The organism is Nonomuraea sp. NPDC049400, from assembly GCF_044466425.1.
Classification (GTDB): Bacteria; Actinomycetota; Actinomycetes; order Streptosporangiales; family Streptosporangiaceae; genus Nonomuraea.
This window is the reverse complement of record NZ_JBITMP010000037.1, coordinates 15,641-39,137: the sequence shown is the minus strand read 5'-3', so window position 1 is coordinate 39,137 and position 23,497 is coordinate 15,641. Positions and strand designations below refer to the sequence as shown.

Sequence of the window (23,497 nt, the reverse complement as noted above, 5' to 3'; positions counted from 1 at the left end):
GATCATGCCCACCATCGCCATCGTCGGCGCCGGCCCCGGCATGGGCCTGGCCATCGCCCGCACCTTCGGCAGCCGCGGCTTCGACGTCGCACTGATCGCCCGTACCAAGGAGAAGCTGGAAACCCTGGCCGGCCAGCTCGGCCAGGAAGGCATCACCGCCGCCGCGTTCCCCGCCGACGTCCTGGACCGGCCCTCCCTGACCGCCGCCCTGGAGGCCGCCAAGGACCGCTTCGGTGGTCTGGACGTGCTGGAGTACTCCCCGGCCCCGCACTCGCCGGTGCCCGGTTTCACGATGGCCGTCCCTTCCGAGGTGACGGTGGACAACCTGCAGCCGCAGATCGAGTACAACCTCTACGGTGCGGTGGCCGCCGCCGGCGCGGTGCTGCCCGCGATGCGGGCGGCCGGGGCGGGCACACTGCTGTTCACCACCGGCGGCGGCTCAGTGGACCCCATCCCCATGCTCGGCAACGTCAACACCGCCGCCGCAGCCCTGCGCAACTGGGTGCTCAACCTGAACAAGGAGCTGACCGGCAGCGGCGTGTACGCCGCGCATGTGGCGATCAGCGTCTGGATCGGCGGGGGCGGCCCCGAAGGCTTCCCCACGGCCACGCCCGAGCAGATCGCCCCGCTGTACTGGGACCTGCACGAGCGTCGCGACCGGCCCGAGGTCATCTTCAACGGCTGACAGGCGGCTCCCACCAAGACATCCGCCAAGCCGGAGGACCCGCCCCAGCCTCCCGCCCACCCCCCTCTTTCCCGAAGGAATTCTCATGAACATCGTCTTGTGGATCGTGCAGGCCGTGCTGGCTGTCATGTTCGGCATGGCCGGGGTGATGAAGTCCACCCAGCCCAAGGACAAGCTCCAAGCCAAGCTGCCCTGGGTGGAGGACTTCTCCGCCGGCACCATCCGCTTCATCGGCGTGGCCGAACTCGCCGGCGCGCTCGGGCTGATCCTGCCCGCGGCCACTGGCATCGTCCCCTTCCTCACCCCGCTGGCCGCGACCGGTCTGGCCGTGGTGATGGTCCTGGCCGCGCTCACCCACGCCCGCCGCAAGGAACCCGCCGCGATCGCCTTCAACGCGGTCCTGCTGGTCCTGGCCGCCCTGGTGGCCTGGGGCCGCTTCGGCCCCTACAGCTTCTGACCCCCGTCGCCGGCCGACCAGTGCGACAAGCCGCGCTGGAAGCTCCAGGCGCTGCGCCGGCGACGCCCGCAGGGACAGTCCGTCGAGATCGTCACTGTCCACCTGAAAGGCGCCTTGGACGCCATCCAAGGAATCCACCACCGGCCGCGTCCCGCGGTCCGGGACTCCGAAGGGATCACCATCATGGACAAGCTCAGCGGCAAGACCGCTCTCGTCACGGGTTCCAGCCGGGGCATCGGCCGGGCCACGGCCGCCGGCCTGGCCCGCGAGGGAGCCATGGTCGCCGTGCACTACGCGCACAACAAGCAGGCCGCTCAGGAAACCGTCGAGCTCATCGAGAAGAACGGCGGCAAGGCCTTCACGGTCCATGCGGAACTGAGCGTGCCCGGCGACATCCACCAGTTGTTCCGCGATCTGGAGGCCGGCCTGGAGGAGCGCACCGGGCAGAGCACCCTGGACATCCTGGTGAACAACGCCGCCGAGACCCTGCCCGGCGGGACCGCTCCAGAGGAGGTCTCCGCCGAGCAGTTCGACAAGTTGTTCGCGGTCAACGCCAAGGCGCCCTTCTTCATCACCCAGCGCGCCCTCGGGCTGCTCCCCGACGGAGGACGCATCATCAACATCTCCTCCGCTCTGAGCCGGGTCGCCAGCCCCCCGCAGACCGTCTACGCGATGGCCAAGGGCGCCATCGAACAGCTCTCACTGCACTTCGCACGGCACCTCGCCTCCCGGGGGATCACGGTCAACACCGTGGTCCCCGGCATCACGGACAACGGCTCGGAGATCTTCAAGATCCCCGAGGTACGGGAGCAGATGTCCCAAGTGTCGGCGTTCAAACGCATCGGCGAGCCGGAGGAGGTCGCCGACGTGGTGGTCTTCCTCGCCACCGACGAAGCGCGCTGGATCACCGGCGCGTCCCTCGACGCCACCGGCGGCAGCCTCCTCGGCTAGGCGTGCTGTCCCGGCGTGTTGCTGACAGACTCCTCGAAGTGGTCGGTGCCGCCGTCTGCGACCACTTCGCCGCCGACAGAGGCAGGCGGCAATTTCCACCTCCGCACGCTGATGGAGGCGTTCGGCGCGTCCTCGTCGCGCAGCGGGCGCAGCCGCCGGGCAGGTCCGGCGTTCTGGCGCGGCCCCGCGAGCGGCCTGACGAATGAGACCGCACCCGACATGCTGCCCGCCGTGCCATGCCGGAGGCGATGGTTGCGGTCCTGAGGTCAGCTGCTCTTGTCCGGCTCCGGTGCGGTGATGCCCGCCGGGCTTGCGCGGAGCATGGCCCTGTAGAGAGCGGCATGCTCGGGCGAGGCGGGCAGAGTGCCCCGGGCCGGGGCCTCAAAAGACTGAATCAACAGGGCGACGACGCGTCGCCACGCGTCTGGGGCGGCGTCGCCGGTGGCGTTGACGACGCCGGCGTTGGCCATGTGCATCAGCACCAGATCCGAGGGGTCGAAGTCCGCACGCAGACGGCCTGTGGCCTTGGCACGGTCGATGAGCCGCACCATGCCCTCGTACGCCTCGTTGCGGCGCTCCTCCAGAGCCTTGGCGGTGGGGAAGGTCATGGTCAGCACGTCGGCGAAGCCGTAGTCGGCGGCCTGCATCGCGCAGGCGGCCTCGATGTAGCCGGTGAAACCGTGCCAGGGGTCGGGGTCGGCGAGGGCGACGGCGACCGCGTCGGCGTAGGCGTCCATGCGGTCGGCGAAGACGGCGGCGACGAGCTCCTCCTTCGCCGGGAAGTGGCGGAACATGGTGGCGATCCCCACACCTGCCTCGCGGGCCACGGATGCCATGGAGGCATTGAGGCCGTCGCGTCCGAACACCGCGCGCGCCGCGGCGATGATCCGCCCCCGGTTGCGCTCGGCGTCGCTGCGCATGGGCGGGGCGGCGCCGTCGGGGGGCTGGGCGGCAGGGTTCATACCGGCCAGTCTAGCAATCGGAGCGCCCTATCCATTTTGGTGGTACTGTAGTCACGGCGAAACGGATAGCTCTATCCAAATCTTGAAACGGATAGGCCTATCCGGCTCGAGTGCGGCCGCTTGGACAAGCCGCAGAGGGCCTCCGGCACCGTCGGCAAGACCGCTCTCAAACCTCGCCTGACACACCGTCTCACCCACCACGTTCTCCGAAAGGACTGCTGTGACCAGCATCGCCATCGTCGGAGCCGGCCCCCAGCTGGGCCTGGCCATCGCCCGCACCTTCGGCTCCCACGGCTTCGACGTAGCCCTGATCTCCCGCAACCGCGCCAAGCTGGACGATCTCGTCGGCCGGCTCACCGCCGAGGGCATCACCGCCGCCGCGTTCCCCGCGGACGTGCTCGACCGCGACGCGCTCATCCAGGCGCTCAAGGACGCCGTCACGCAGTTCGGCGGCATCGACGTCCTGGAATACTCCCCGGTCGGGACGCTCGGCTCCACCGCGTTGACCATTCCGTCCGAGACCGAACCCTCGCATGTGCAGCACGAGATGGAGTTTCAGCTCTACGGCGCCATCGCCGCCACCAAGGCGGTACTGCCGGCGATGCGCGAGTCCGGCGCGGGCACCCTGCTCTACACCACCGGCGCCGGCTCGATCGACCCCGTCCCGCAGGTCGGCAACGTCAACGCCGCCGCCGCGGCCCTGCGCAACTGGGCGATCAACCTGCACAAGGAACTGACCGGAACCGGCATCCAGGCCGCCCACGTCGGCATCGACGTGTCGATCGGCCTGTCCGTCATCCCCGACTTTCCGACGGCCCAGCCCGAGGAGATCGCCCCCGTCTACTGGGAGCTGCACACCACCCACCGCGACGAGGCCGAGCGCGTTTTCACGCTCTGACGCCGCACCCGGGGGGCTCATGGCTTCCTGGCGCGTGGCCGTACCACCGCGACCGGGCAGGCGGCGCGGTGCAGCACACCGTGGCTGACCGAGCCGAGCACCGCGGAGGCGAAAGCGCCCAGCCCACGCGAACCGACCACGACCAGGTCAGCTGTGGCCGAGGCCTCGCCGAGGGCGGGCACCGGATGCTCTCTCACGTGCTGTTCCGTGATCTCAACGTCAGGGTTCTCCGTGCGCCACCGGGTCATCCGCTCCCGAGCCGCACGAGCCTCCTCCTGGAAAGCGTCCTCCAGCAGGAGACCGTAGTCCGGGGCGTAGGCAGAGACGAGCGGCGCCTGCCAGGCGTGGATGGCAAGGAGCCGTGCGTGGCGGGCACGCGCCTGCTCGACGGCGTACGTCATTGCCGCCTGCGCGCTTTCGGAGCCGTCGTCACCGACCACGATCTGGCCGTGCTCCGCGGCGGCAGGCCCGCGGACGATGACGACCGGTCCCTCGGCATGCCCCGCGACCGCGAGGCCGACCGAGCCGAGCACCAGTCCCGCGAATCCCCCCGATCCCCGGCTGCCCAGCACCAGGGAATCAGCCGACGCCGACTGGCCGATCAGGAAGTCGACTACGTTCTCTTCGGCCAGCTCGGTGCTCACCTCGACATCCCCGCTCACCGCGCGAGCGCTGTCGGCGGCGGCTTCCAGCACGCCGAGGCAGTACTTCCTGCCCTCGATGCCACCCGGCCGCCGTTCGCACACATGCACGACCTTCAGTGGCAGCCGTCTGCGCAGGGCGTCGGCCGCCGCCCACTCCGCCGCCGCGTTCGCCGACTCGGAGCCGTCCACGCCGACCACGATCGGTCCGGCCATCACCGGGCCTCCTTCACAGAGCTATCCCCTTCCCTCCTTCTTCCCGAAACGGACATCTGCGCACATAGTCCCGTCACGGGGCCTGCCATCGCTTGTAAGCGGCCACGGCGGTCGGCAGAGTCGGGAACAGCAGGTCCTCTCCGATGACCTCCGTCAAGCCGAACGCGTCGAGCGAGGTACGCAGATCCTGCTTGACCCTGGCCATGGCGAACACGATGCCCCGGCGGGTCAGTTCGGCGCGGAGCGACTCCACCGCGTCCAGAGCCGTGGCGTCCACCTCCACATTGGCTTCGACGTTGAGCACGAACCACGACACAGGGCCCTCGTGCTGGTCGACCGCGGCAAGCGCGCGGCGCGCCGGAAATCCTGGGCGTTGGCGAAGAACAGCGGGGAGTCGTAGCGATAGATGACCAACCCGGGAATGGTCCGGGCGGCCGGATAATCGTCCACGTCATGCATCCCCGCCAGCCCCGGGACGACGCCCAGGATCGCGTCATGTGGCCGGGCCGCGAGGAGCAGCTCGCTGCGGCGGAAGGCCGCCAGGCGGCGGAAAGCCGCCACATCGATCAGCCGGGTCGCGGCGTAGATCACGATGGCGCCCAGCGCGGCCATGGGAAAGTCAGCCAGGAGCGGGCCGGCGAAGAAGACCACGCTCAGGATGGCGGCCAGAGCGACGAGCGAATACACCTGGCTGCGGCCGCCGGCCGCGTCGGCCAGGGCGGTACGGCTGCCGCTGCTGCTGACCGGGAACCCGTGCAGGACACCCGCGCCCAGGTTGGCCACACCGAGCGCGAGCAGTTCCCGGTTGGCGTCGATCTGCTGATCGTGCTTCGCGGCGAACGACCGGGCCGTGAGCATGTTGTCGCTGTAGCCCACCAGCAGCACGCCAAGAGCGGGCAGCAGCAGGTGCCGCAGATCGTCGGGCGCCGGAAGGGCCGGCATCGGCAGCCCGGCGGGGATCGCGCCCACCACCTTGATGCCGTACCGCTCCAGCCCGAGCAGCGTCACGCAGGCGGTGGCCAGCAGGACGGCGAGCAGCGGCGCCGGGATCCGCGTCGGCGTCGGAGCCGCGTGTGAAGGTGACGACGTCGTCCTTGCCGTCACCGGTGAGATCCGCCGGCGAGCCGCCGAGCAGCATCCCGGTCGTGCCGCCGTAGTAGACCTCGAGCTCGGCGATGGAGGTGAACGTGCGGGTGCCGCCGGGCACGCCGATGACGCGCACGCCGTCGCCGTCCACCGGGTTGAAGCCCAGCTCGTACGTACGGTTCGGCCCGGCCGTGTGGTCATACGGGTAGTCCGGCGTGACGCGCAGCCCGCTCACGTCCACCCATTCGTGGTTCCTGCGCACCTGCACCCGCAGATCCTGGGCGAACCAGCCGCCGTCGCCGAACATCTGCCCGCTGGTGAAGGAGACCTTGTTCATCAGGTATTCGCGCGGCCAGGTGTAGCCCCACCAGCTCGCGCCCTTGCGCTCGTCGTTCCAGTCGTCCTCGTTCTGCGCCTTGTCGCCGTCGTTGTAGAACGCGGTGTTGCCGAAATGCGCGGCCCGCTCGATGCCCACGGTGCCCGGCTCGCGGGCCAGGTTCCTGGCCGCGTCCGGCGCGTTGCCCGGGATGGTGTCCACGTGCGGCTCGAGGCGCATCTTGCGCAGCGAGAACGTGTACGCCCAGTGCTCCCCGTCGGGGAAGCCGCCGCCGCACGGGCAGACGTTCGACTGCAGCCACATCGACTTGCCGTCGGCGCTGATGTACTTCGACGGGATGGTCGTGGCGTAACCGCCGTGCTTGGTCCTGGTCCACGGGTAGCCGCCGAAGTCCTTGCCCGAGAAGTGCTTCCAGGGGCCCCACGGCGTGGGCGACTCGTAGAACTCGAAGGTGTACTCCGTCCAGGACGTGTAGATGTAGCGGTTGAGCGGCTTGTTGTAGACCACGCCGCCCTGGCTGATCACGCTCAGGTTCCTGGCCCGGTTGGCGGTGTAGACGTCCGGGTAGAGCCGCCGGTCGTCGTGGAGCACCGCGACCCGCTTGCCGATGTCCGCCGACCAGGTGGGCGTGCCCGAGGCGGTGAAGCCGCTCACGAACTCCCAGGCCGACCGGTTCTGCACCGCGTCCTTGGGCACGCGGGCCAGCCACACGTCCACCGGGTCCGGCACCCGGTTGGCGAAGGAGTCGCGCCAGTTGTGGTCGAGGCCGTAGGCGTACACGTAGCCATCGGGGGCGTTGCCGTACGCCTTGCCGTAGTCCAGGAAGAAGATCGTGGTGAACAGGCCGTTGTCGAACATCGGCGCCGACCGGTCCCACGTCCACGTCCGGCCATGGTCGGTCGACTTCGCGATCGTCGCAGCCGGGGCGTCGTCGAAGTCGAACGCCAGGTCCTGCACGGCCAGGTAGAGCGTGCCGCCCACGCAGGCCATGCCGGTGGGCTTGCGGGTGTGGTTCGGCTTCCACACCTGGCCGACGTTGTCGCCGATGGGGAGCTGCGTGCCGGTCAGGTTGCCCGGCATGCCGGAGATGCGGGCCACCCCGATGTCGCTGTACGCCGTGCCGAAGCCGATGCCGTCGCCGTACGCGGTGTACACGTTGTCGTCGTCGGACCAGCAGTTCGGCCACAGGTCGCCGTGGTTGCGGTTGTCGCCCACGGCGGGCGCGCCGACCGTGGCGGCGGAGTCGATCTGCACCGTCGAGAAGAACGGGCTGGGCGGCGGCGAGGCGGCGGCGGCCGTGGTTTCCGGGACGGCCGCCATGGCTGTGATGATCAGGCTGGCCAGGCCCGTGGCCAGACATCGTCGAACGATCGGGAACATGACTTCTCCTGGCGGTGCGGGACCCCTGAGCGCGCGGCAGTCAGGAGGCCGTGAGGGTGGGGGTGAAGGGAGAAGAGGTCTGAGCAATCGATTTCTGGATGAACGTACAATCACGGCCTGTGACACCCGTCAAGCCCTGATTTGTCAGGACTTGAGTCGAGCATTTATGCAGCTAAACCCACACATTTCAATATTTCTAGAAATGTGGAAGTATGATCATGGACGGAAAGCGATTCCTGGACCAGGACCTCGACCCGGTCCACGCGAGGACGGGGCACGGGGCTCCGCGATGGTAGAAACTTGGAGCGATGCCCACTATCTACGATGTCGCGCGTGAGGCCGGTGTGTCGGCCGCAACCGTTTCCCGCGTGCTCAACGGCGCCAGGACCGTCGACCCCGCCATGGTCGCGCGGGTGCTCACCGCGGTCCGCGAGCTCGGATACCGCCCCAACGCGGTGGCGCGCAACCTGCGGCGCAGCCGTACGACACTCTGGGCAGTGATCATCTCCGACATCGGCAACCCGTTCTTCACCGCCATGGTCCGCGGCATCGAGGACGTCGCCCAGCAGGAGGGCTACTCGGTCGTGCTGTGCAACAGCGACGAGAACCCGGTCAAGGAGGAGACGTACGTCGCGGCGGCGCTGAGCGAGCAGATGGCCGGCGTGATCATCTCCTCGTCGGGGAGCGTCAAGGCGGCCAAGACCCTGATCGAGTCACCCATCCCGGTCGTCGCCGTCGACCGCGAGCTGCCCCGCGGCGACGTGGACACGGTGGTGGTCGACAACGAGGCGGGCGCGCGCACGGCCGTGGAGCACCTGCGTGCGGCCGGATACCGGCGGATCGCGTGCATCACGGGGCCCGAAGGCGTGAGCACCGCCGACCTGCGCCTGAGCGGCTACACTGCCGCCGTGTCCACGCCGCCTGTGATCGTCCGCACGGACTTCCGCGAGCAGGGGGGTTATGACGCCATGGCCGCACTGCTGTCCTCTCCCGAGCCTCCCGACGCGGTGTTCGTGGCCAACAACCTGATGACGGTGGGTGCGCTGCGGTGCCTGACCGAGCGCGGGGTGGACGTGCCCGGGCAGATGGGGCTGGTCGGCTTCGACGAGATCCCGTGGGCCGACCTGGTGCACCCCTCGCCCACGACGGTGACGCAGCCGACGTACGAGCTGGGCCGGATGGCCGCCCGCCTCCTGGTCGACCGCATCGCTACCCCGGCCGCCAAACCCGCCACGATCGTCCTGCCGGCCGAGCTCCACCCGCGCCAGAGCAGCGCCCGTTAACGCCCCGCGAGCTCGTGGGCGATGTGGGACGTCGACTCGTACAGGTCGCGGTAGAGCTCGTACAGTCGTCCGTAGTCCTCGGCCGCGCCCGGGTCGGGCTCCACCACGGACTTCACCGGATTCCACCCCTCACATGAGACGCCGCAAGCCTGAGCGGCCAGCATGGCGTCGCCGAAGGCCGCGCCGACCGTGTGCGTGGGCAGCACCTGCGCCTGCTGGAGCACGTCGGACACGATCCGCGTCCACAGGCCGCCCTTCGTGCCGCCCCCCACCGCCACCAGCCGCTTGCCAGATCCGCCCGCCGACCGCATGGCCTCCAGGTTGTGCCGCACCCCGAAGGCGGTCGCCTCCAGCGCGGCCCGGTACAGGTGCCCGCGCCCGTGCCGCAGCGTCAGCCCGATCACGGTCCCGCGCGCGTCCGGGTCAAAGAGCGGCGTCCGCTCCCCCGCGAAGTACGGCAACATGAGCAGCCCCTCCGCCCCGCGCCCCACGGCGGCGGCCTCGTCCGTGAGCGACGAGTACGAGGCGCCGGTCAGGTCCCGCAGCCATCCGGTGACCGCCCCGGAGGTGGCCATCCCGGCCGCCAGGTTGTACGTCCCCGGCGACACCCCGGCGGTCCCCAGAGCCGCGGCGAGACGGCACGCGAGGCGAGGACCTCGACCAGGAACATCGTGGTGCCGTACATCAGCATGACGTCCCCCGGCGAGGTCACCCCGACACTCAGTGCCTCGGCCCACGCGTCGATCGTCCCGGCGACCACCGGGATCCCCTCGGGCAGCCCGGTCAGCGCCGCCGCCGGCCCGGTCACCGTGCCGGCGACGTCGCCGCTCCATGCCAGCGCGGGCAGCTCCAGCTCGGGGAAGAGGTCCCAGTCGGTGATCCACTCATGGGCACGGGTGTCGTACAGCGGCGTGCACTGGCTGGCCGAATGGTGGTCGAGCACCTAGGCGCCGGTCAGCCGGTGCACCAGCCACGAGTGCGCCATGAACAGCCGCCGGGTCCGCCCCCACACCTCGGGCTCGTGGGTCCGCAGCCACTCCAGCTTGGGTCCCACGGCCTGGGAGGTGAGCGGCGACCCGCACCGCTCCAGGATCGCCGAGGCGCCGTACCGGGAGGTCTGCGCCGCGATCTCGGCGGTGGCGCGCGTGTCCACCCCGTACAGGATGGCGGGCCGCAGCGGCGTGCCGTCCTCCGTGCAGGGCAGCACGACCGGCCCGATGCCGCTCAGCCCGACGGCGGCGATGCCGGGGCGGGCCAGCTCCGCCACGATCGAGACGAAGTCGGCCCACCAGACGTCCTCGGCCGCATGCTCGAACCAGCCCGGCCGTGGCGTGGCGGTAGGGTGCTCGCGTACCGCCGTCGCCACGACCGTGCCGTCGGGCGCCACGAGCACCCCTTTGGAGCTCGAGGTCCCGATGTCGACGCCGAGGAACATCAGTTCGCCCCCGACAGGTCAAACTGCTTGTACAGCTCGGCCGCGTTCTCCTTGGTGACCTGCGTGGTGCCGAGCACCTGCTTCTTCTCGACCGGCTGGCCGTGCAGGATCTTGTTGACGGTGTCGGCCGCCTCCTGCGCGCCCGTCGGGTAGATGAACGTGGCCGAGAGCTGGCCGAGCTGGACCGCGCGGATGCCGCCGTCGGGGATGGCCAGGCCGTCGATGCCGATATGTTGAAGTTGAAGGCGAAGGCCTGTTGTTGAAGTGCTCTCCTCCGGTGAACGGAGGAGATTCCCTCCTACCTTGCGGTGGCGGGCTTGACGCGGCGAGCGCGCCTGACGACTGCCCTCCCGGCAGCCGGGACGAGCGCGAGGCCCATCCGATACAGATGCAAGGTATTGCGGGCGGCGTTGTGGTCGGCATTGCCGGACCAGCCGCAACCGGAGTTCTTGCACACGAATACGGCCTGGCTCTCCCTGCTGCCCGGGGTAGTGAACCCGCATGCCGAGCAGCGCAGGGAGGTGCCGGGGGCGGGAATCTTGTACAGCGCGCCGCCATAGCGTGCGGCCTTGTACGTCAGCATCGTCACGGTGCGGCCCCAGGCCTCTTGGCTGATGGAACGGTTCAGGCCGGACTTTTGCGCGACGTTCTTCCCAGGAGCCTCGGCGGTGCCCTTGGCGCTCTTGGTCATATTCGCGATGGGCAGGTCTTCCACCACGATCATGCCGTAGGTGCGGGCGATTGAGGTGGTGGTCTGGTGCTGCCAGTCGATCGCCCGGCGCTTGGCTCTTGCACGCAGGCGCGCGACCCGGTCGTAGGTCGCCCGCAGCCGGCGCGAGCTGCGCTCGCCCGGCTTGCGGAAGCTCTTGCGGTGGGCTGCCCGCCGCTCCAGGTCGAGCAGGCCGGCCTGTTCCTTGTCGGTCAGCCAGGCGTTCGGCTTGTCCTTGGTGGACCTCCACTCATCATGGGTCTGATGGTTGCCATCCGACAGGGCCAGCGGTACGGCCACACCGGCATCGATGCCGACGGGCGGACCCGGGTGGGGCGCGGGCTTGGGGGCGGTGGTCTGGACGCGGAAGGCGATGTGCCAGCCGAGCGCGTCCTTGACCAGCCGGGCACCGGTGATCCGGTTGCCCGCATCGGCTTTCTTGCCGACGGGCAGGTCCTTGGTCCAGCGGAAGCGCACCCGACCGAGTTTGGGAATATTGGCCATGCCCCAGCGGCGGTGCACCCGCGTGATCTGCAGGTCCCGGCCCTGCGGGATGTCCACCGACATCACCGACCGGAAGCGGGCCTTGAAGGTCGGCTCCTCGGCCCGGCCCTCCCAGCAATTCTTCCACGCCTGGAAATACGTCTTCAGCAAAGCCTGTGCGGCTTGGGCGGGCAGTACGGCGAGCCAGTCGATCTCTTGGCGAGCCTGCCGGATCGCCGCATCCGCCGCGGCCAAGGAGCGCTGGTGTCTGGCCAGCATGGTCCACCAGTCGTGCAGCAGGTTCCACAGTGCACGGGCCGCGTGCGCCTGGTCGTCGATGAGGCGGGCCTGCGCGGGTGTCAGCGCCAGCCGGGCGCGGTGCCCGGACCGCCATTTCTCCAGGCCAGGGTCCTGGGCCGGGGTGGCGGCGAGCTGCGGTTGCGCCACCGGCGGCAGGTCCTGTTTGTTGGTGTCGAAGCGGCGGGTCGCCATCGCGCACCTCCTGTCACAAGACCATCACCCACCGCACGTATTACCGAGTGTCGCCGAAGTTTTCCATAATGTTTTCGAGAGGGTGCCCCTTCCCGCCCGCTCCCGAGCGACCAGTTCTCCACGCGCGAATAAATGATGTCCTTGACTTTCCGACTCGTACGTCGCCAGGAGTTGCGGCCGGACGCCGCTGACCGTCGTCCGCCAGTACATCGAGCAGCAGAACCGAGCGGTCCGAGAGCCTGGACGCCGATTCGCCTCGCGGGGGGGTAATTGATTTCTCAGAAATACAAAAGAAGCCCTGCCGAACGTCAAGGAGCTGCTGCTACGGCTGCGAAATCCAGGAATCGATATCTCCGCGAAACCTTCGCCGGGTTCCACGGATCGCACGGCAGGGCTGCCAGTCGGAGGTGAAAGTTACTGCAAAGAACCATATGAGGCGAAGAAGGACCCGGCGCTCACCACATAGAGTGACGAATCTGAACAGTGATCTGGGTGCGAGGCACGATCGGGATGGTGTGGGAAGACGCGCCGTACCCGATGCTGGCGGTCAACGCCGCCGGCATCATCGAGCAGGCGAACGAGGCGGCCCGGCTGCTCTTCGCCGGCGCGGCCATCGGCGTACCGCTGGCGCGGGTCGCCCCCGCATGGCTGTGGCAGGCCCACCGCGAAGTCTGCGCCGGTCACCCTGCCGATGAGCGGGCCGATGAGCGGGCCGATGAGCGGGCCGATGAGCGGGCCGATGAGCGGGCCGGACGGAGGCACGCCGAGGGTCAGCCGGTCCGCGGGCCGGTCGGCGGGCCGATGTTCGAGGCGCATCCCGTACACATAGACGGCGATCGTGTCATGTGGTGGCTCGTCGACGTCGACAATCATCAGCGGGCCGCCGAGGAGCTGCGCGCCGAGCGGGAGTGGACCGCATTCATGGTGGAGGCGTCCGTCGAGCTGCTGTCGTCCCTGAACCTCGAGCGTTGCCTGGAGGCGACCGCGCGCCTGGCCGCCCGGCGGCTGGCCGACGCCGCGCTGGTCGTCATGCCGCTGGCCCCTCGCCAGTACGCGATCACCTACTGCGATCCGCGGGGTGAGGTGTCCCATGAGCGCGCATCCATCGATCCCCGTACGGTCCCAGGGCTCGCGGAGGCGCTGCGGGGCTTTCCCCCGGCGCCCACCCGGTGGATCGATCCGGCCGAGACCCCCGGTTGGGTGCTCCGCGACGCAGGCAGCGAGGTGGGTTCCGTGGCGGTGACCGCGCTGCCCGGCCATGGCCTGCCGGCGGGAGCGCTGGTGCTGCTGCGCCGCACCTCTCGGGCCGGTTTCTCGGGCAACGAGAAGGTGTTCGCGCCGCTGTTCACCGCGTGGGCCGGCGCGGCGATCTCCGTCGCGCGGCTGTACGCCGAGCAGTCGGCCATCACCCAGACCCTGATGGCCGAGCTGTTGCCGCCTGCGGCGCCACCGCTGGAGGGCGTGGAGCTGGCGGCACGCTACCGGCCCGCGGGCGACAGCGAACAAGTCGGCGGCGACTTCTACGACGTGCATCCCGTCGGCGGCTCCGGGCGAGAGTCGCTGGTGGTGCTCGGCGACGTGTCCGGCAAGGGCCTGGATGCCGCCGTGCTCACCGGCAAGATCCGCAACATCCTGCGCGCCCTGGTGCCGCTGGCCGACGACCACCATCGCGTGCTGGAACTGCTGAACGGCGTGCTGCTCACCGACGGCGATCCAACCCGCTTCGTCACGGTCGTCCTGGCCTCGATCGAGCGCCGCGGGACACAGGTCGCGTTGCGGCTGACCAGCGCCGGGCACCCACCGCCGCTGATCGTGCGGAACGACGGCCGCGTGGAGCCGATCCACGCCGTCGGCACCCTGATCGGCCTGGTGGAGCCCATCACCAGCGTCACCGAGTCGGTGCTGCTGGAGCCCGGCGACACGTGCCTGCTCTACAGCGACGGCATCGTCGAGGCCAGGGGCGGCCCGCTCGGCGATGAGTTCTTCGGCGAGGAGCGGCTGTGCGAGCAGCTCCGGCAGTGCGCCGGCATGCCGCCAGAAGCCCTGGCCGATCGCGTCCAGATGCTGGCCTGCCAGTGGGTCGGCGGTGGCGAGCACGACGACATGGCGGTCGTCGCCATAACCGCGCCCCGCGAGGCTTCGCGCGGCACGGCCGGGCAGCGCCTGCCATGAGATACGACGTCGAGGAACGCGTCGAAACCTTGTGGGCGGCGGCGACGGCCGGCGACGAGTACGCCGCCGCCGAGGCGGCACTGGCCGCGCTCGACGCGGGGATGCCGATGGAGACCCTGCTGCTGGACGTCGTCGCCACTGTGCAGTCGCGCGTCGGCCAGGAGTGGGCGGCCAACCGCATCACGGTCGCCCAGGAGCACACCGCCACCGCCGTCAACGAGCGCGTGCTCGCCACCCTGGCCCATCAACCCTCCGCGCGCGGGAACCCGGAGCCGGGCAGGGGCCGCATCACGGTGGCGTGCGTCCACGGCGAGTGGCACGCGTTCCCGGCGCGGCTGGTGGCCGAGGTGCTGCGCCTGCGCGGCTGGCGGGTCGACTACCTGGGCGCGCAGGTGCCCACGCCGCAGCTGGTCGCGCACCTGCACAGGACGAACCCGGATGCGGCGGCACTGTCCTGCTCGCTCGCGCCCCGGCTGCCCACCGCGCACGCGGCGATCACGTCGTGCCAGGCGGCGGGTACGCCGGTGCTGGCCGGTGGCGCCGCCTTCGGCCCCGACGGCCGCTATGCCCGCCTGCTCGGAGCCGACGCCTGGGCCCCCGACGCGCGTGCCGCCGCCGACCGCCTGGCCAGCGGGCCGCTGCCGCGCCGTCCCGCCTCCGCCCAGAGCGACGACGGACCGCCGCCCCTGGCCGGCCGCGAATACGCCACGCTCACGAACTCCGCCCCTGTCCTGGTGAAAGACGCCGTGGACGAGCTGGCCCGGCGTGTCCCTGACATGGCGTCGGCTTACGCGGAGCAGCGGCTCGGACACCCCGCCGAGGACGTCGCGTACATCGTCGATTTCCTGCGGGCCGCGCTGTACGTCGACGACCCCGAACTGTTCTCCTCCTTCGTGGGCTGGATGGCGGAGATGCTGACGGCGCGCGGCATCCCGGCGCGCGTGCTGCTCCGCGTCCTGGAGGTGCTGGACGAGCACCTCCCCGGCTCCCCTCGCGCCCTCACCACGCTGGCACGGGCGCGAGCCGCCGCGACCGGTGCCTAATTCTTGATGCCTGTCAGCGTGACACCCTCGATGAAGTACCGCTGCAGGAAGAAGAAGAGCGCGATGATCGGCGCGATCACCGCCGCCGACGCCGCCATGAGGTACCCCCACTGGGTGATGTACATGCTCTGGAAGGAGGCGAGCCCCAGCGACAACGTGTAGTTCTCCTCGTTCTGCAGGTACAGCAGCGGCCCGAGGAAGTCGTTCCAGGTGCCGATGAACGTGAAGATGGTCACCACGATGATCGCGGGCTTGGACAGCGGCATGACGATCGTCCAGAACACCCGCCACGGGGAGGCCCCGTCGATGTAGGCGGCCTCGTCCAGCTCGAACGGGATCGTCAGGAAGAACTGCCTGAGCAGGAAGATGTTGAACACACCCCCGCCCGCCCCCGCGAACCAGCTGGGCACCGTGAGCGGCGCGATCGTGTCGATCGCGTCCAGCTCCTGCCACATGACGAACGTCGGGATGAGCGTCACCGCGTACGGCAGCATCACGCCGCTCAGCAGCAGCGCGAAGACGATGTTGCGCCCGCGCCAGCGCAGCCGGGAGAAGCTGAAGGCCGCGACCGCGCAGGTCAGCACCGTGCCGAGGACGCTGATGACGGCGATGACCACTGTGTTGAAGAAGTAGCGGCCGAACGGCTGCGTGGTGAGCGCCTCGGTGAAGTTCGACCACTGGAACGGCGAGGGGATCCACTGGGGCGGCGAGACGAACATCTGCGCGTCCTGCATGAGGGCGCTGCGCACCAGCCAGACGAACGGCAGCAGGGTCGGGATCGACCCGGCCACCAGCGCCACATACAGCAGGGCCCGGCCGTACCTGCGGGGTTTGCGCAGTCCCTCGGTGGGAGCCACCCTGGCCGCGCGGGTCTCGTCCGGGGTTGCCACGGCGGTCATCGGGCGCCTGCCATCTCGTAGTAGACCCAGCGGCGGGCGTTTCTGAACATCAGGAACGTCACCACCATGATGATCATGAACAGGGTCCAGGCGAGCGCGCTGGCGTAGCCCATCTCGCTCTCGGTGAACGCCTTGCGGAACAGGTAGTAGACGTAGAAGAGCGTGGCGTGGTTCGGGCCGCCCTCGGTCATCACGTACGCCTGGTTGAAGACCTGGAAGGTGCCGACGACGCCGACCACCAGGTTGTAGAAGATGGTCGGCGTCATCATCGGCAGCGTGACGTGCCAGAAGCGCCGCCACGCGCCGCCGCCGTCGATCGACACGGCCTCGTACAGGTGCCTCGGCACGCCCTGGAGCCCGGCCAGGAAGATCACCATGGTGTTGCCGAAGCCCCAGGTGCTCATGATGATCATCGAGGGCACGGCCGTCGACTCGCCGTAGATCCACTGGGAGCCGGACAGTCCGCCCTGCCGGAGCAGGGAGTTCAGGAGGCCGAAGTCCGGGTTGAAGATCCAGATCCAGAGCACGACGTTCGCGATGGCCGGGACGAGCGTCGGCAGGTAGAAGATCGTCCGCCAGAGGGCCAGGCCGCGCACCTTCTGGTTGAGCAGCATGGCCACGGCGAAGCTGACGATCAGCACCAGCGGGACCGCGCCGAGCGTGTAGTACGTGGTGGTGCTCAGCGACTTCCAGAACAGCTCGTCGCGGACCATCTCGGTGTAGTTGTCCAGGCCGATGAACGACGGGCTGGCGCCGATCGTCCAGTCGGTCAGGCTGAAGAACGCCGAGGCCACCATGGGGCCGATGGTGAAGATGACGAACCCCAGGATGGCGGGGAGCGCCATCAGGATGCCCCAGCGCGTTTCGAGGCGGCGCATCAGAGCTCCTGGGTGTGCTGCCAGCCCTGGAGCATGCTGGTGATCTTCGGTGCGACTTCCTTGAGGATCTCCCCGGCGGGGCGCTTGCCGCTCTCGATCTCCTGGAGCGCGGGGGCCAGCACGTCGCTGCTGATGGTGGACATGTTCTTGACGCGGTTGCCGAACGTGGGCACGCCGTGGTCGCGGGCGTAGTCCACCACGGCCGTGCGGAACTCCGGCGGGTGCAGCTCGTTCTTCGTCCAGGAGTCGATGGCCGCCTGGTCCTCGTAGTACTTCTTCTCCTGCGGCATCCACAGGCCCTTGGCGAACAGGTCGACGTAGCGCGGGTCGTTGTGGAAGGCGAACAGCTCGACCGCCTCCTGCTCGTGCTTGCTCCCCGCGAACACCGCCGACGCGCCCGCCACCTGGCTGGCGGTGAACGGCTCCTTGTACTTCGGCAGCACGCCGATGCCGTAGTCCACCTTGCTCTCGTTCATGTCGAGCAGGCTCCAGTGGCCGTCCACCACCATGGCGACCCGCTTGGTCTTGAGCAGGATGTTGGTGCCTGGCGCGTCGTCGCCGGTCGCGGCGAGCTGGCCCGGACCGGGCGCGACGCGGTGCTTGTAGATGAGGTCCTGCAGGTTCTGGAACACCTGGATCGCCTCAGGCGTGTCGAGCAGGCACTTCTTGCCGGCCTCGTCGGCGAAGTCCACGCCGTTGCTGCGCAGGAACCCGTACCAGGCCGCGCCGTAGGTGATGCTGCTGGAGATGCCGAACTGCTTGATCTGCTTCGGGTCGAAGCCCGACTCGTCCGGATGCTTGCCGTTCTGGTCGACCGTCAGCTTGTAGGCGTTCTGGACGAGCTGGTCCCACGTCCAGGCGGAGGCGGCGTCGGCGGGCGGCGTGACGCCGGCGGCGGCGACGGCGGACTTGCTGTACCACAGCAGCTCGATCTCGTTCGCGGTCGCGACGCCGTGCAGGTTGTCCTGGCCGGTCCACAGGTACGCGTCCGACAGGTAGCCGGCCAGCTGCGGATATTTCTTCAAATAGGGGAACAGGTTGACCAGCTTGCCCTGCTGGCCCAGGCGGTACGACATCGCCAGTGGCACGTACCCGGCGTCCGGCAGCCGGTTGCTGGCCACGAGCGTGTTGAGCTTCACGTCGTACTCGTCGGGCGTGTAGAGCGGCTTGACCGTCACCCCCGCGTGCTTCTGCTCGTACTGATTGAGCATGCGCTCGACGGCCGCCTTCTCGAACGTCGAGCCCCAGTACATGAACTGCAGCTGCACGTTCTTCCCGCCCGAGCCGGAGCCCGAGCCGCCGCCGCAGGCAGCCGCCGCGGTGCCGAGGGCGGCGAGCCCGCCCAGCTTCAACAGGTCGCGTCTTCTCATCCGCGTTTTTCCTTACGCGAGGGGGATCCAGACCCGCATCGCGCCGCCGTCGCGGTTGTCCCACTGGAAGTAGGGGACGGCGGTCGCGGTCACGCTGGTGCTGGTCGCCAGGGGTTTCGTGGTGTACGGCAGGCCGCCGACGGGCTCGTGCACGGCGACGGCGTCGGTTTCGATCAGTACGGTGCGGCCGACGCCCTCGAGGTCGTCGACGGGCTTCACCCGCAGCGGAGCCTGCGGATTCAGCGCGAGGTCGTCCACCTCCACGCCTTCGGGCTGGTCGGCGTTCTCGAAGCAGTAGACGAGCGGTCCGCGCTCCAGCGCCACGGAGCCCCTGACCGCGTCGATCTTGCGGTGGGGGTAGGTGAGCCTGGGCGTCATGTCGAGCCGCAGCTCGACCGTGTCACCGCTCTGCCAGTTGCGGCGGATGCGGAAATATCCGTCTTCGGCCGCCCGGGCCGGGCGGTCGTCGACGTACGTGGTCTCGCTCCAGGCCGGGATGCGCAGGGCGAGCTCCCAGTCGCCCGCCTCCTCGACCGTGATGCGGACGAGCCCGTCCCACGGGTACTCGGTCTCGATCCGGAGCTTCCCGGCGACGGTCCCCGGGACGTACTGGTGCAGCTGGAGGCCGGCGTCGGTCGTGGTGGCCACGTAGGCGCCGAGCGAGGCCACCAGGCGCATGATGTTCGGCGGGCAGCAGGCGCACGCGAACCACTCCCTGCGCCGCCCGAGGTAGGCGTCCTCGACGAGGTCGTTCCTGCGCTGGAGCGGGTTGACGTAGAAGAAGCGCACGCCGTCGGCCGAGGTCGAGGCGGCGAAGGCGTTGTAGAGCGTGCGCTCGATCAGGTCCGCGTGGCGGCCCTGGCCGGTGGCCAGGAGCAGCCGCCAGTTCCAGTGGATGCTGGCGATGGCGGCGCAGCTCTCGCTGTAGGCGCGGTCGGGCGGCAGTTCGTACCGCTCGCCGAACGCCTCGCCGTCGTGGCGCGAGCCGTGGCCGCCGGTGATGTACGTCTTGGTGGCGACCATGTCCTCCCAGCGGCGCAGCGAGCACTCCAGCAGCGACTCGTCACCGGTCTCCAGGTAGACATCGACGATGCCGGACTCCAGGTAGAGCTGGCGCACGGCATGGCCCACCGCGGTGTCGGCCTCGCGCACCGGCAGGTGGTCCTGGGCGTACAGCATGCCCATGCCGCTGTCCTTGATGAGGCCCTTGCCGCGGTTGTCGATCAGCTTGGCCGCCAGGTCCAGGTAGGTCCGCTCGCCGGTCAGCCGGTACAGCTCGACCAGCGCGGTCTCGACCTCCGCGTGGCCGTCGATGCCGTCGTTCCCGCCGGTCAGGAAGACCTCGACCAGGTGATCGGCCAGGCGCCTGGCGACCTCGACCACTCCGTCGCCGATCCCGGCGCGGGCGGCGGCCACCGCCGCCTGGAACAGGTGGCCGGCGCAGTACATCTCGTGGCTGTACTCGAGCTCGGTGTAGATCTTGTCCGGCTTGACGACCTGGTAGTGCGAGTTGAGGTAGCCGTCGTCCCGCTGGGCTTTCTTCAGGACGGCCGCCGCCTGGTCGGCGAACTCGCCGTAGCCGGGCTCGGGCGCGCGGACGTGCTCCCAGGAGATCGCCTCGAGCTGCTTGTAGAGGTCGGAGTCCTGGAACCGGTAGCCCTGGAACGGCCCCTCGCCCTCTCCTCCCGCGCGGCGCAGGTTGGGCAGAGCACCCGAGCGCTCCATCTGCTCCAGGCCCAGCGGGATGCTGGCCTCGTGGTTGATCCGCTGCCAGCGCGCGAACGGGCCGGCGGTGATGACCACGTCTTGGATCCCGAGCGGCCGCCACACTGTCCGGCCGGACGGAATGACAGGACTCTGCTGCATCTAGCTCCTCAACCTCGGACCTCGGTGAGAAAACAGTGGGAATAGGTTTTCTCAAACGGAGGGTAAGGTGTGATACAGCACAGGTCAAGGGGATGCTTGTGCGCAATAGGGTGTGACGCGAAAGGGGACTCGGTTGGCCAACCCTTCCGATGGGACGACGAGAACCGTCACGATCAGGGATGTCGCGGCGGCCGCCGACGTGTCGATCGGCACCGCGTCCAAGGCGCTCAACGGGCGGGGCCGGATGCGTACCGAGACCCGCGACCGGGTGCTCGCCGCCGCCGAACGGCTCGGCTTCCGGCCCAACCCGCTCGCCCAGGGACTGCTGGCGGGCCGCACGTACACCGTGGGCCTGGTCACGGGCGACAGCTTCGGCCGCTTCAGCATCCCGGTGATGCTGGGGGCCGAGGACGCGCTGGGCGCGGGCCAGATCTCGGTGTTCATGTGCGACACGCGCGACGACCCGATCAGGGAGCGGCACTACGTCGAGCGCCTGCTGGCCAGGCGCGTCGAGGGCATCATCGTGACGGGGCGGCGCACGGAGCCGCGCCCCGGGATCGGCCGCGACCTGCCCGTTCCCGTCGTGTACGCGATGACGCAGTCCACCGACGACTCGGACGTCTCGATCATCCCGGACGACGAGGGCGGCGGAGCGCTGGCCGCCCGTCACCTCATGGCGACCGGACGCACCCGCATCGGCCACGTGACCGGACCCCAGCGCTTCCAGGCGGCGCGCCGCCGCGCGCAGGGGCTGACCACCGCCCTCGCCGCCGCCGGGCTGTCACCGGCGGGGGAGATCCTGTACGGGCAGTGGAGCGAGGAGTGGGGCAGGCAGGGAGCCGACGTGCTGCTGCACGCGGAGCCCGACGTGGACGCCATCTTCTGCGGCAGCGACCAGATCGCGCGCGGGGTGGCCGAGACGCTGCGCGAGCGGGGCCGGCGGGTGCCCGAGGACGTGGCCCTGGTGGGGTTCGACAACTGGGAGCCGATGGCGCTGGGGTGCCGGCCGCCGCTGACGACCGTGGACATGAACCTGGGCGAGATCGGGCGCCTGGCGGCCCGCCACCTGCTGGACGCGATCGCGGGCAACCCGACGACCGGCGGCGTCACCATCGTCCCGGCCAGCCTGGTCCTGCGCGAGTCCACCCGGCGCGCCACCCCCTGACGAGGTGCCGGGGCGGGGGTTGACCGGTGCTGTGTAACACCTTACTGTGCGCCTGGGAAAACCTATTCCCAAATCCTTAGAGGAGTCCGGATGGACCGAGGATCCCGCCACGCCCTGAGGGCCGCCAAGGGCGCCAGGCGAATCACCGTAGCGGCAGCCTTACTCGCCTCCTTACTCAGCGGCGTGCCGCAACAAGCGCACGCCGCGACCACCGCCACGGTGGTCGACATGTTCGGCAGGACCGTCAACGACTACGGCGTCAAGCTGGTCGACTGGCAGGGCTACCTGGCCAATCCGTACGTCGAGCTCACCGTCAGACCCCCGGCAGACGTGCGGTATCCGGTCACCATCGACCTCAAGGCCGAGGGCACCTCCAGGCTCATGGTGGACCTGCCCAGCCAGCTGACCGCGACCGGCGCCACCAAGACGCTGACCTTCGCCGGCGCCGGCGAGCAGAAGCCGTTCCGCCTCGCGATCCACTCCAAGCGCGGCCCCGGCCAGGATGAAAGTTACACGCTCAAGCTCAACATCCGGGATGCGTCAGGGGCGACGTACCAGCAGCAGATGCCGATCCGGGTGCAGCAGGACGAGAAGACCGCGCTGCAGCCCAGCCTGCCGACCACGTTCGACTACCGCTACGACAACATCACCGGCTACTTCAACCAGCCGAACTTCAGGACCGCCGCCGAGGAGGCGGTGAAGGACTGGTTCAGGTTCTTCGACGTGCAGCCGTTCGACACCGTGGCTGCCGGGGCGGAGAACAACCACCTGCCGGGCAACGACTGGCAGAACACCATCAACGTCACCAACAACGCCGCCTACAACGGCATGTACGTGTTCTTCCGCGGCATCCAGACCCCGTACTCGACCGGCTACCCCGCCGCCAACGGCAAGTACAGCACCCGGGGCGGCCAGCAGCTCGCGGGCCCGCTGCACCGCTCGACCGCGATGATCTTCGAGTACGACGAGACGAACAAGCAGCTGTTCACCTCCCTGGCCGACGAGGACTGGTACAAGACGGAGATCGCCGGCTCGGTGCTCGACGTGCATGGCCTGGTCATGCACGAGTACGGCCACGCGGTGGCCTTCCACAGCGACTGGGCCGGCATGCGCTCCTACGTGCAGGGCGGCGGCAACGATCCAGACGTGGTGGCGTACCAGGGCTATGCCGTCCCCCTCGACAGCAGCTACCACATTCCCGGCGAGCAGCGCTATTGGGACCGGCTGAGCGGGCAGAGCGGCGGCTGGACCCACCTGTTCCCCACCCGCAGGTGGATGCTGACCAAGCTCGCCCTGCTGGTGGCCGAGAACGCCGGCTGGAAGCTCAACCGCAACCTGACCCCCTTCCTGCCGCCGTCGATCGTCACCACCTCGCTGCCCGCGGCCACTCCGGGCACGGCCTACAGCCAGACGCTGCAGGCCAAGGGCGGCGTGCCGTTCTACGACTGGCAGGTGACCAGCGGCTCCCTGCCCGCGGGGCTCACCCTCGACCGGTTCACCGGGACGATCAGCGGCACCCCCACCACGGCGGGGACGTCCAGCTTCACCGTCCAGCTGCGGGACTACGACAAGCTGAGCACGCCGCTGACCAGGACGTTCCAGCTCACTGTCGGCAGCGGCGGCGGGACCTCGGTGAACGTGGCCGGCAGCGCGACGCCGTCCGCCTCCTACACCTCCCCGTGGGAGAGCGTGGCGGCGATCAACGACGGCATCGACCCGCCCAGCTCCAATGACACCGTCAACCGCCGCTGGGGCACCTGGCCCAACACCGGCACCCAATGGGCCGAGCTGACGTGGAGCTCCGCCCAGACCCTCAAAGCCGCCGACATCTACTTCTTCGACGACAACGACGGCGTCCGCCTGCCCGCCTCCTGGAAGCTCCAGTACTGGAACGGCAGCGCGTACGCCGACGTCCCCGGCACCTACCCGATCGCCATCAACGCCTACAACAAGGTCACCTTCAACCCGATCAGCACCGCCCGTTTGCGCGTGGTCCTGCAGAGCGGCCAAGCCTCGGTGGGACTGCTCGAAGTGAAGGCCTACGGTGAGCCGCGTCTAGCGGCTCACCGCAGGTAGCGGGTCCTCACCG

General features: G+C 69.4%; 22 protein-coding genes. 9 read left to right on the top strand and 13 right to left on the bottom strand.

Annotation, left to right across the window (positions count from 1 at the left end):
- Positions 1–4: 4 nt before the first annotated feature.
- The 3 genes from ACIBVN_RS41330 to ACIBVN_RS41320 all read left to right on the top strand — a co-directional run bounded on the left by ACIBVN_RS41330 (position 5) and on the right by ACIBVN_RS41320 (position 2,093).
- Positions 5–685 (top strand): SDR family NAD(P)-dependent oxidoreductase, encoded by a 681-nt coding sequence (locus tag ACIBVN_RS41330; protein WP_397145750.1) that lies wholly within the window; start codon positions 5–7, stop codon positions 683–685.
- Between the two features lie 85 nt (positions 686–770).
- Complete coding sequence (locus ACIBVN_RS41325; protein ID WP_397145749.1) at positions 771–1,142, top strand: DoxX family protein; 372 nt, start codon at positions 771–773, stop codon at positions 1,140–1,142.
- 183 nt (positions 1,143–1,325) lie between these two features.
- Positions 1,326–2,093 (top strand): SDR family NAD(P)-dependent oxidoreductase, encoded by a 768-nt coding sequence (locus ACIBVN_RS41320; protein ID WP_397145748.1) that lies wholly within the window; start codon positions 1,326–1,328, stop codon positions 2,091–2,093.
- On the opposite strand, the gene ACIBVN_RS41315 is transcribed toward ACIBVN_RS41320, so the two are convergent.
- Both ACIBVN_RS41315 and ACIBVN_RS41310 read right to left on the bottom strand, forming a co-directional pair.
- Positions 2,090–2,314 carry a hypothetical protein gene (locus tag ACIBVN_RS41315; RefSeq protein ID WP_397145747.1) on the bottom strand — a complete coding sequence of 75 codons (225 nt, stop codon included), beginning with the start codon at positions 2,312–2,314 and terminating at the stop codon, positions 2,090–2,092. The genes ACIBVN_RS41320 and ACIBVN_RS41315 overlap by 4 nt on opposite strands.
- Positions 2,315–2,359: 45 nt before the next feature.
- Positions 2,360–3,055 carry a TetR/AcrR family transcriptional regulator gene (locus ACIBVN_RS41310; RefSeq protein WP_397145746.1) on the bottom strand — a complete coding sequence of 232 codons (696 nt, stop codon included), beginning with the start codon at positions 3,053–3,055 and terminating at the stop codon, positions 2,360–2,362.
- Positions 3,056–3,275: 220 nt separating this feature from the next.
- Here ACIBVN_RS41310 and ACIBVN_RS41305 point away from each other — a divergent pair, with 220 nt between their 5' ends.
- Positions 3,276–3,953 carry an SDR family NAD(P)-dependent oxidoreductase gene (locus tag ACIBVN_RS41305; protein WP_397145745.1) on the top strand — a complete coding sequence of 226 codons (678 nt, stop codon included), beginning with the start codon at positions 3,276–3,278 and terminating at the stop codon, positions 3,951–3,953.
- Between the two features lie 17 nt (positions 3,954–3,970).
- Here the strand turns inward: ACIBVN_RS41305 and ACIBVN_RS41300 are convergent, their stop codons facing one another.
- The 3 genes from ACIBVN_RS41300 to ACIBVN_RS41290 form a co-directional block, all read right to left on the bottom strand.
- Positions 3,971–4,810: a universal stress protein gene (locus tag ACIBVN_RS41300; protein ID WP_397145744.1), complete on the bottom strand. Its 840-nt coding sequence runs from the start codon at positions 4,808–4,810 to the stop codon at positions 3,971–3,973.
- Positions 4,811–4,883: 73 nt separating this feature from the next.
- The gene (locus tag ACIBVN_RS41295; RefSeq protein ID WP_397145818.1) at positions 4,884–5,087 is read right to left on the bottom strand and encodes an STAS domain-containing protein; all 204 of its coding nucleotides are present in this window, start codon (positions 5,085–5,087) and stop codon (positions 4,884–4,886) included.
- Entirely contained in the window at positions 5,039–6,097 is a 1,059-nt protein-coding gene (locus ACIBVN_RS41290; protein WP_397145817.1) for a SulP family inorganic anion transporter, read from the bottom strand. The genes ACIBVN_RS41295 and ACIBVN_RS41290 overlap by 49 nt, the downstream gene beginning before the upstream one ends.
- A 1,824-nt stretch (positions 6,098–7,921) precedes the next feature.
- On the opposite strand from ACIBVN_RS41290, the gene ACIBVN_RS41285 reads away from it, so the two are divergent.
- Positions 7,922–8,896, top strand: coding sequence for a LacI family DNA-binding transcriptional regulator (locus ACIBVN_RS41285; RefSeq protein ID WP_397145743.1), 975 nt, complete (start codon positions 7,922–7,924; stop codon positions 8,894–8,896).
- Here the strand turns inward: ACIBVN_RS41285 and ACIBVN_RS41280 are convergent.
- The 4 genes from ACIBVN_RS41280 to ACIBVN_RS41265 form a co-directional block, all read right to left on the bottom strand.
- Positions 8,893–9,504 (bottom strand): FGGY-family carbohydrate kinase, encoded by a 612-nt coding sequence (locus ACIBVN_RS41280; RefSeq protein ID WP_397145742.1) that lies wholly within the window; start codon positions 9,502–9,504, stop codon positions 8,893–8,895. The two genes, ACIBVN_RS41285 and ACIBVN_RS41280, sit on opposite strands and share 4 nt — an antisense overlap.
- Complete coding sequence (locus ACIBVN_RS41275) at positions 9,429–9,839, bottom strand: hypothetical protein (RefSeq protein WP_397145741.1); 411 nt, start codon at positions 9,837–9,839, stop codon at positions 9,429–9,431. The genes ACIBVN_RS41280 and ACIBVN_RS41275 overlap by 76 nt, the downstream gene beginning before the upstream one ends.
- A complete protein-coding gene (locus ACIBVN_RS41270; protein ID WP_397145740.1) occupies positions 9,840–10,331 on the bottom strand; it encodes an FGGY family carbohydrate kinase in 492 nt (163 codons plus the stop codon).
- 298 nt (positions 10,332–10,629) lie between these two features.
- Positions 10,630–12,015: an RNA-guided endonuclease InsQ/TnpB family protein gene (locus ACIBVN_RS41265; RefSeq protein ID WP_397145739.1), complete on the bottom strand. Its 1,386-nt coding sequence runs from the start codon at positions 12,013–12,015 to the stop codon at positions 10,630–10,632.
- 492 nt (positions 12,016–12,507) lie between these two features.
- Here ACIBVN_RS41265 and ACIBVN_RS41260 point away from each other — a divergent pair, with 492 nt between their 5' ends.
- Together ACIBVN_RS41260 and ACIBVN_RS41255 are read left to right on the top strand one after the other, a co-directional pair.
- On the top strand, positions 12,508–14,187 hold the full coding sequence (locus ACIBVN_RS41260) for a PP2C family protein-serine/threonine phosphatase (protein ID WP_397145738.1): 1,680 nt from the start codon (positions 12,508–12,510) through the stop codon (positions 14,185–14,187).
- Positions 14,184–15,230 (top strand): B12-binding domain-containing protein, encoded by a 1,047-nt coding sequence (locus tag ACIBVN_RS41255; RefSeq protein WP_397145737.1) that lies wholly within the window; start codon positions 14,184–14,186, stop codon positions 15,228–15,230. Before ACIBVN_RS41260 ends, ACIBVN_RS41255 begins: the two co-directional genes overlap by 4 nt.
- Here ACIBVN_RS41255 and ACIBVN_RS41250 read toward each other — a convergent pair.
- The 4 genes from ACIBVN_RS41250 to ACIBVN_RS41235 are packed head-to-tail and all read right to left on the bottom strand — an operon-like array spanning position 15,227 to position 20,243.
- The gene (locus tag ACIBVN_RS41250) at positions 15,227–16,129 is read right to left on the bottom strand and encodes a carbohydrate ABC transporter permease (protein ID WP_397145736.1); all 903 of its coding nucleotides are present in this window, start codon (positions 16,127–16,129) and stop codon (positions 15,227–15,229) included. The genes ACIBVN_RS41255 and ACIBVN_RS41250 overlap by 4 nt on opposite strands.
- The gene (locus tag ACIBVN_RS41245) at positions 16,126–17,007 is read right to left on the bottom strand and encodes a carbohydrate ABC transporter permease (RefSeq protein WP_397145735.1); all 882 of its coding nucleotides are present in this window, start codon (positions 17,005–17,007) and stop codon (positions 16,126–16,128) included. Before ACIBVN_RS41245 ends, ACIBVN_RS41250 begins: the two co-directional genes overlap by 4 nt.
- Positions 17,007–18,377 carry an extracellular solute-binding protein gene (locus ACIBVN_RS41240; RefSeq protein ID WP_397145734.1) on the bottom strand — a complete coding sequence of 457 codons (1,371 nt, stop codon included), beginning with the start codon at positions 18,375–18,377 and terminating at the stop codon, positions 17,007–17,009. Before ACIBVN_RS41240 ends, ACIBVN_RS41245 begins: the two co-directional genes overlap by 1 nt.
- Before the next feature lie 12 nt (positions 18,378–18,389).
- Positions 18,390–20,243, bottom strand: a complete 1,854-nt coding sequence (locus ACIBVN_RS41235; protein ID WP_397145733.1) for a glycoside hydrolase family 127 protein — start codon at positions 20,241–20,243, stop codon at positions 18,390–18,392.
- 133 nt (positions 20,244–20,376) lie between these two features.
- On the opposite strand from ACIBVN_RS41235, the gene ACIBVN_RS41230 reads away from it, so the two are divergent.
- The gene (locus tag ACIBVN_RS41230; protein WP_397145732.1) at positions 20,377–21,408 is read left to right on the top strand and encodes a LacI family DNA-binding transcriptional regulator; all 1,032 of its coding nucleotides are present in this window, start codon (positions 20,377–20,379) and stop codon (positions 21,406–21,408) included.
- A 90-nt stretch (positions 21,409–21,498) separates the two neighbouring features.
- On the top strand, positions 21,499–23,484 hold the full coding sequence (locus ACIBVN_RS41225; RefSeq protein ID WP_397145731.1) for an Ig domain-containing protein: 1,986 nt from the start codon (positions 21,499–21,501) through the stop codon (positions 23,482–23,484).
- The last annotated feature ends 13 nt before the right edge of the window (positions 23,485–23,497 follow it).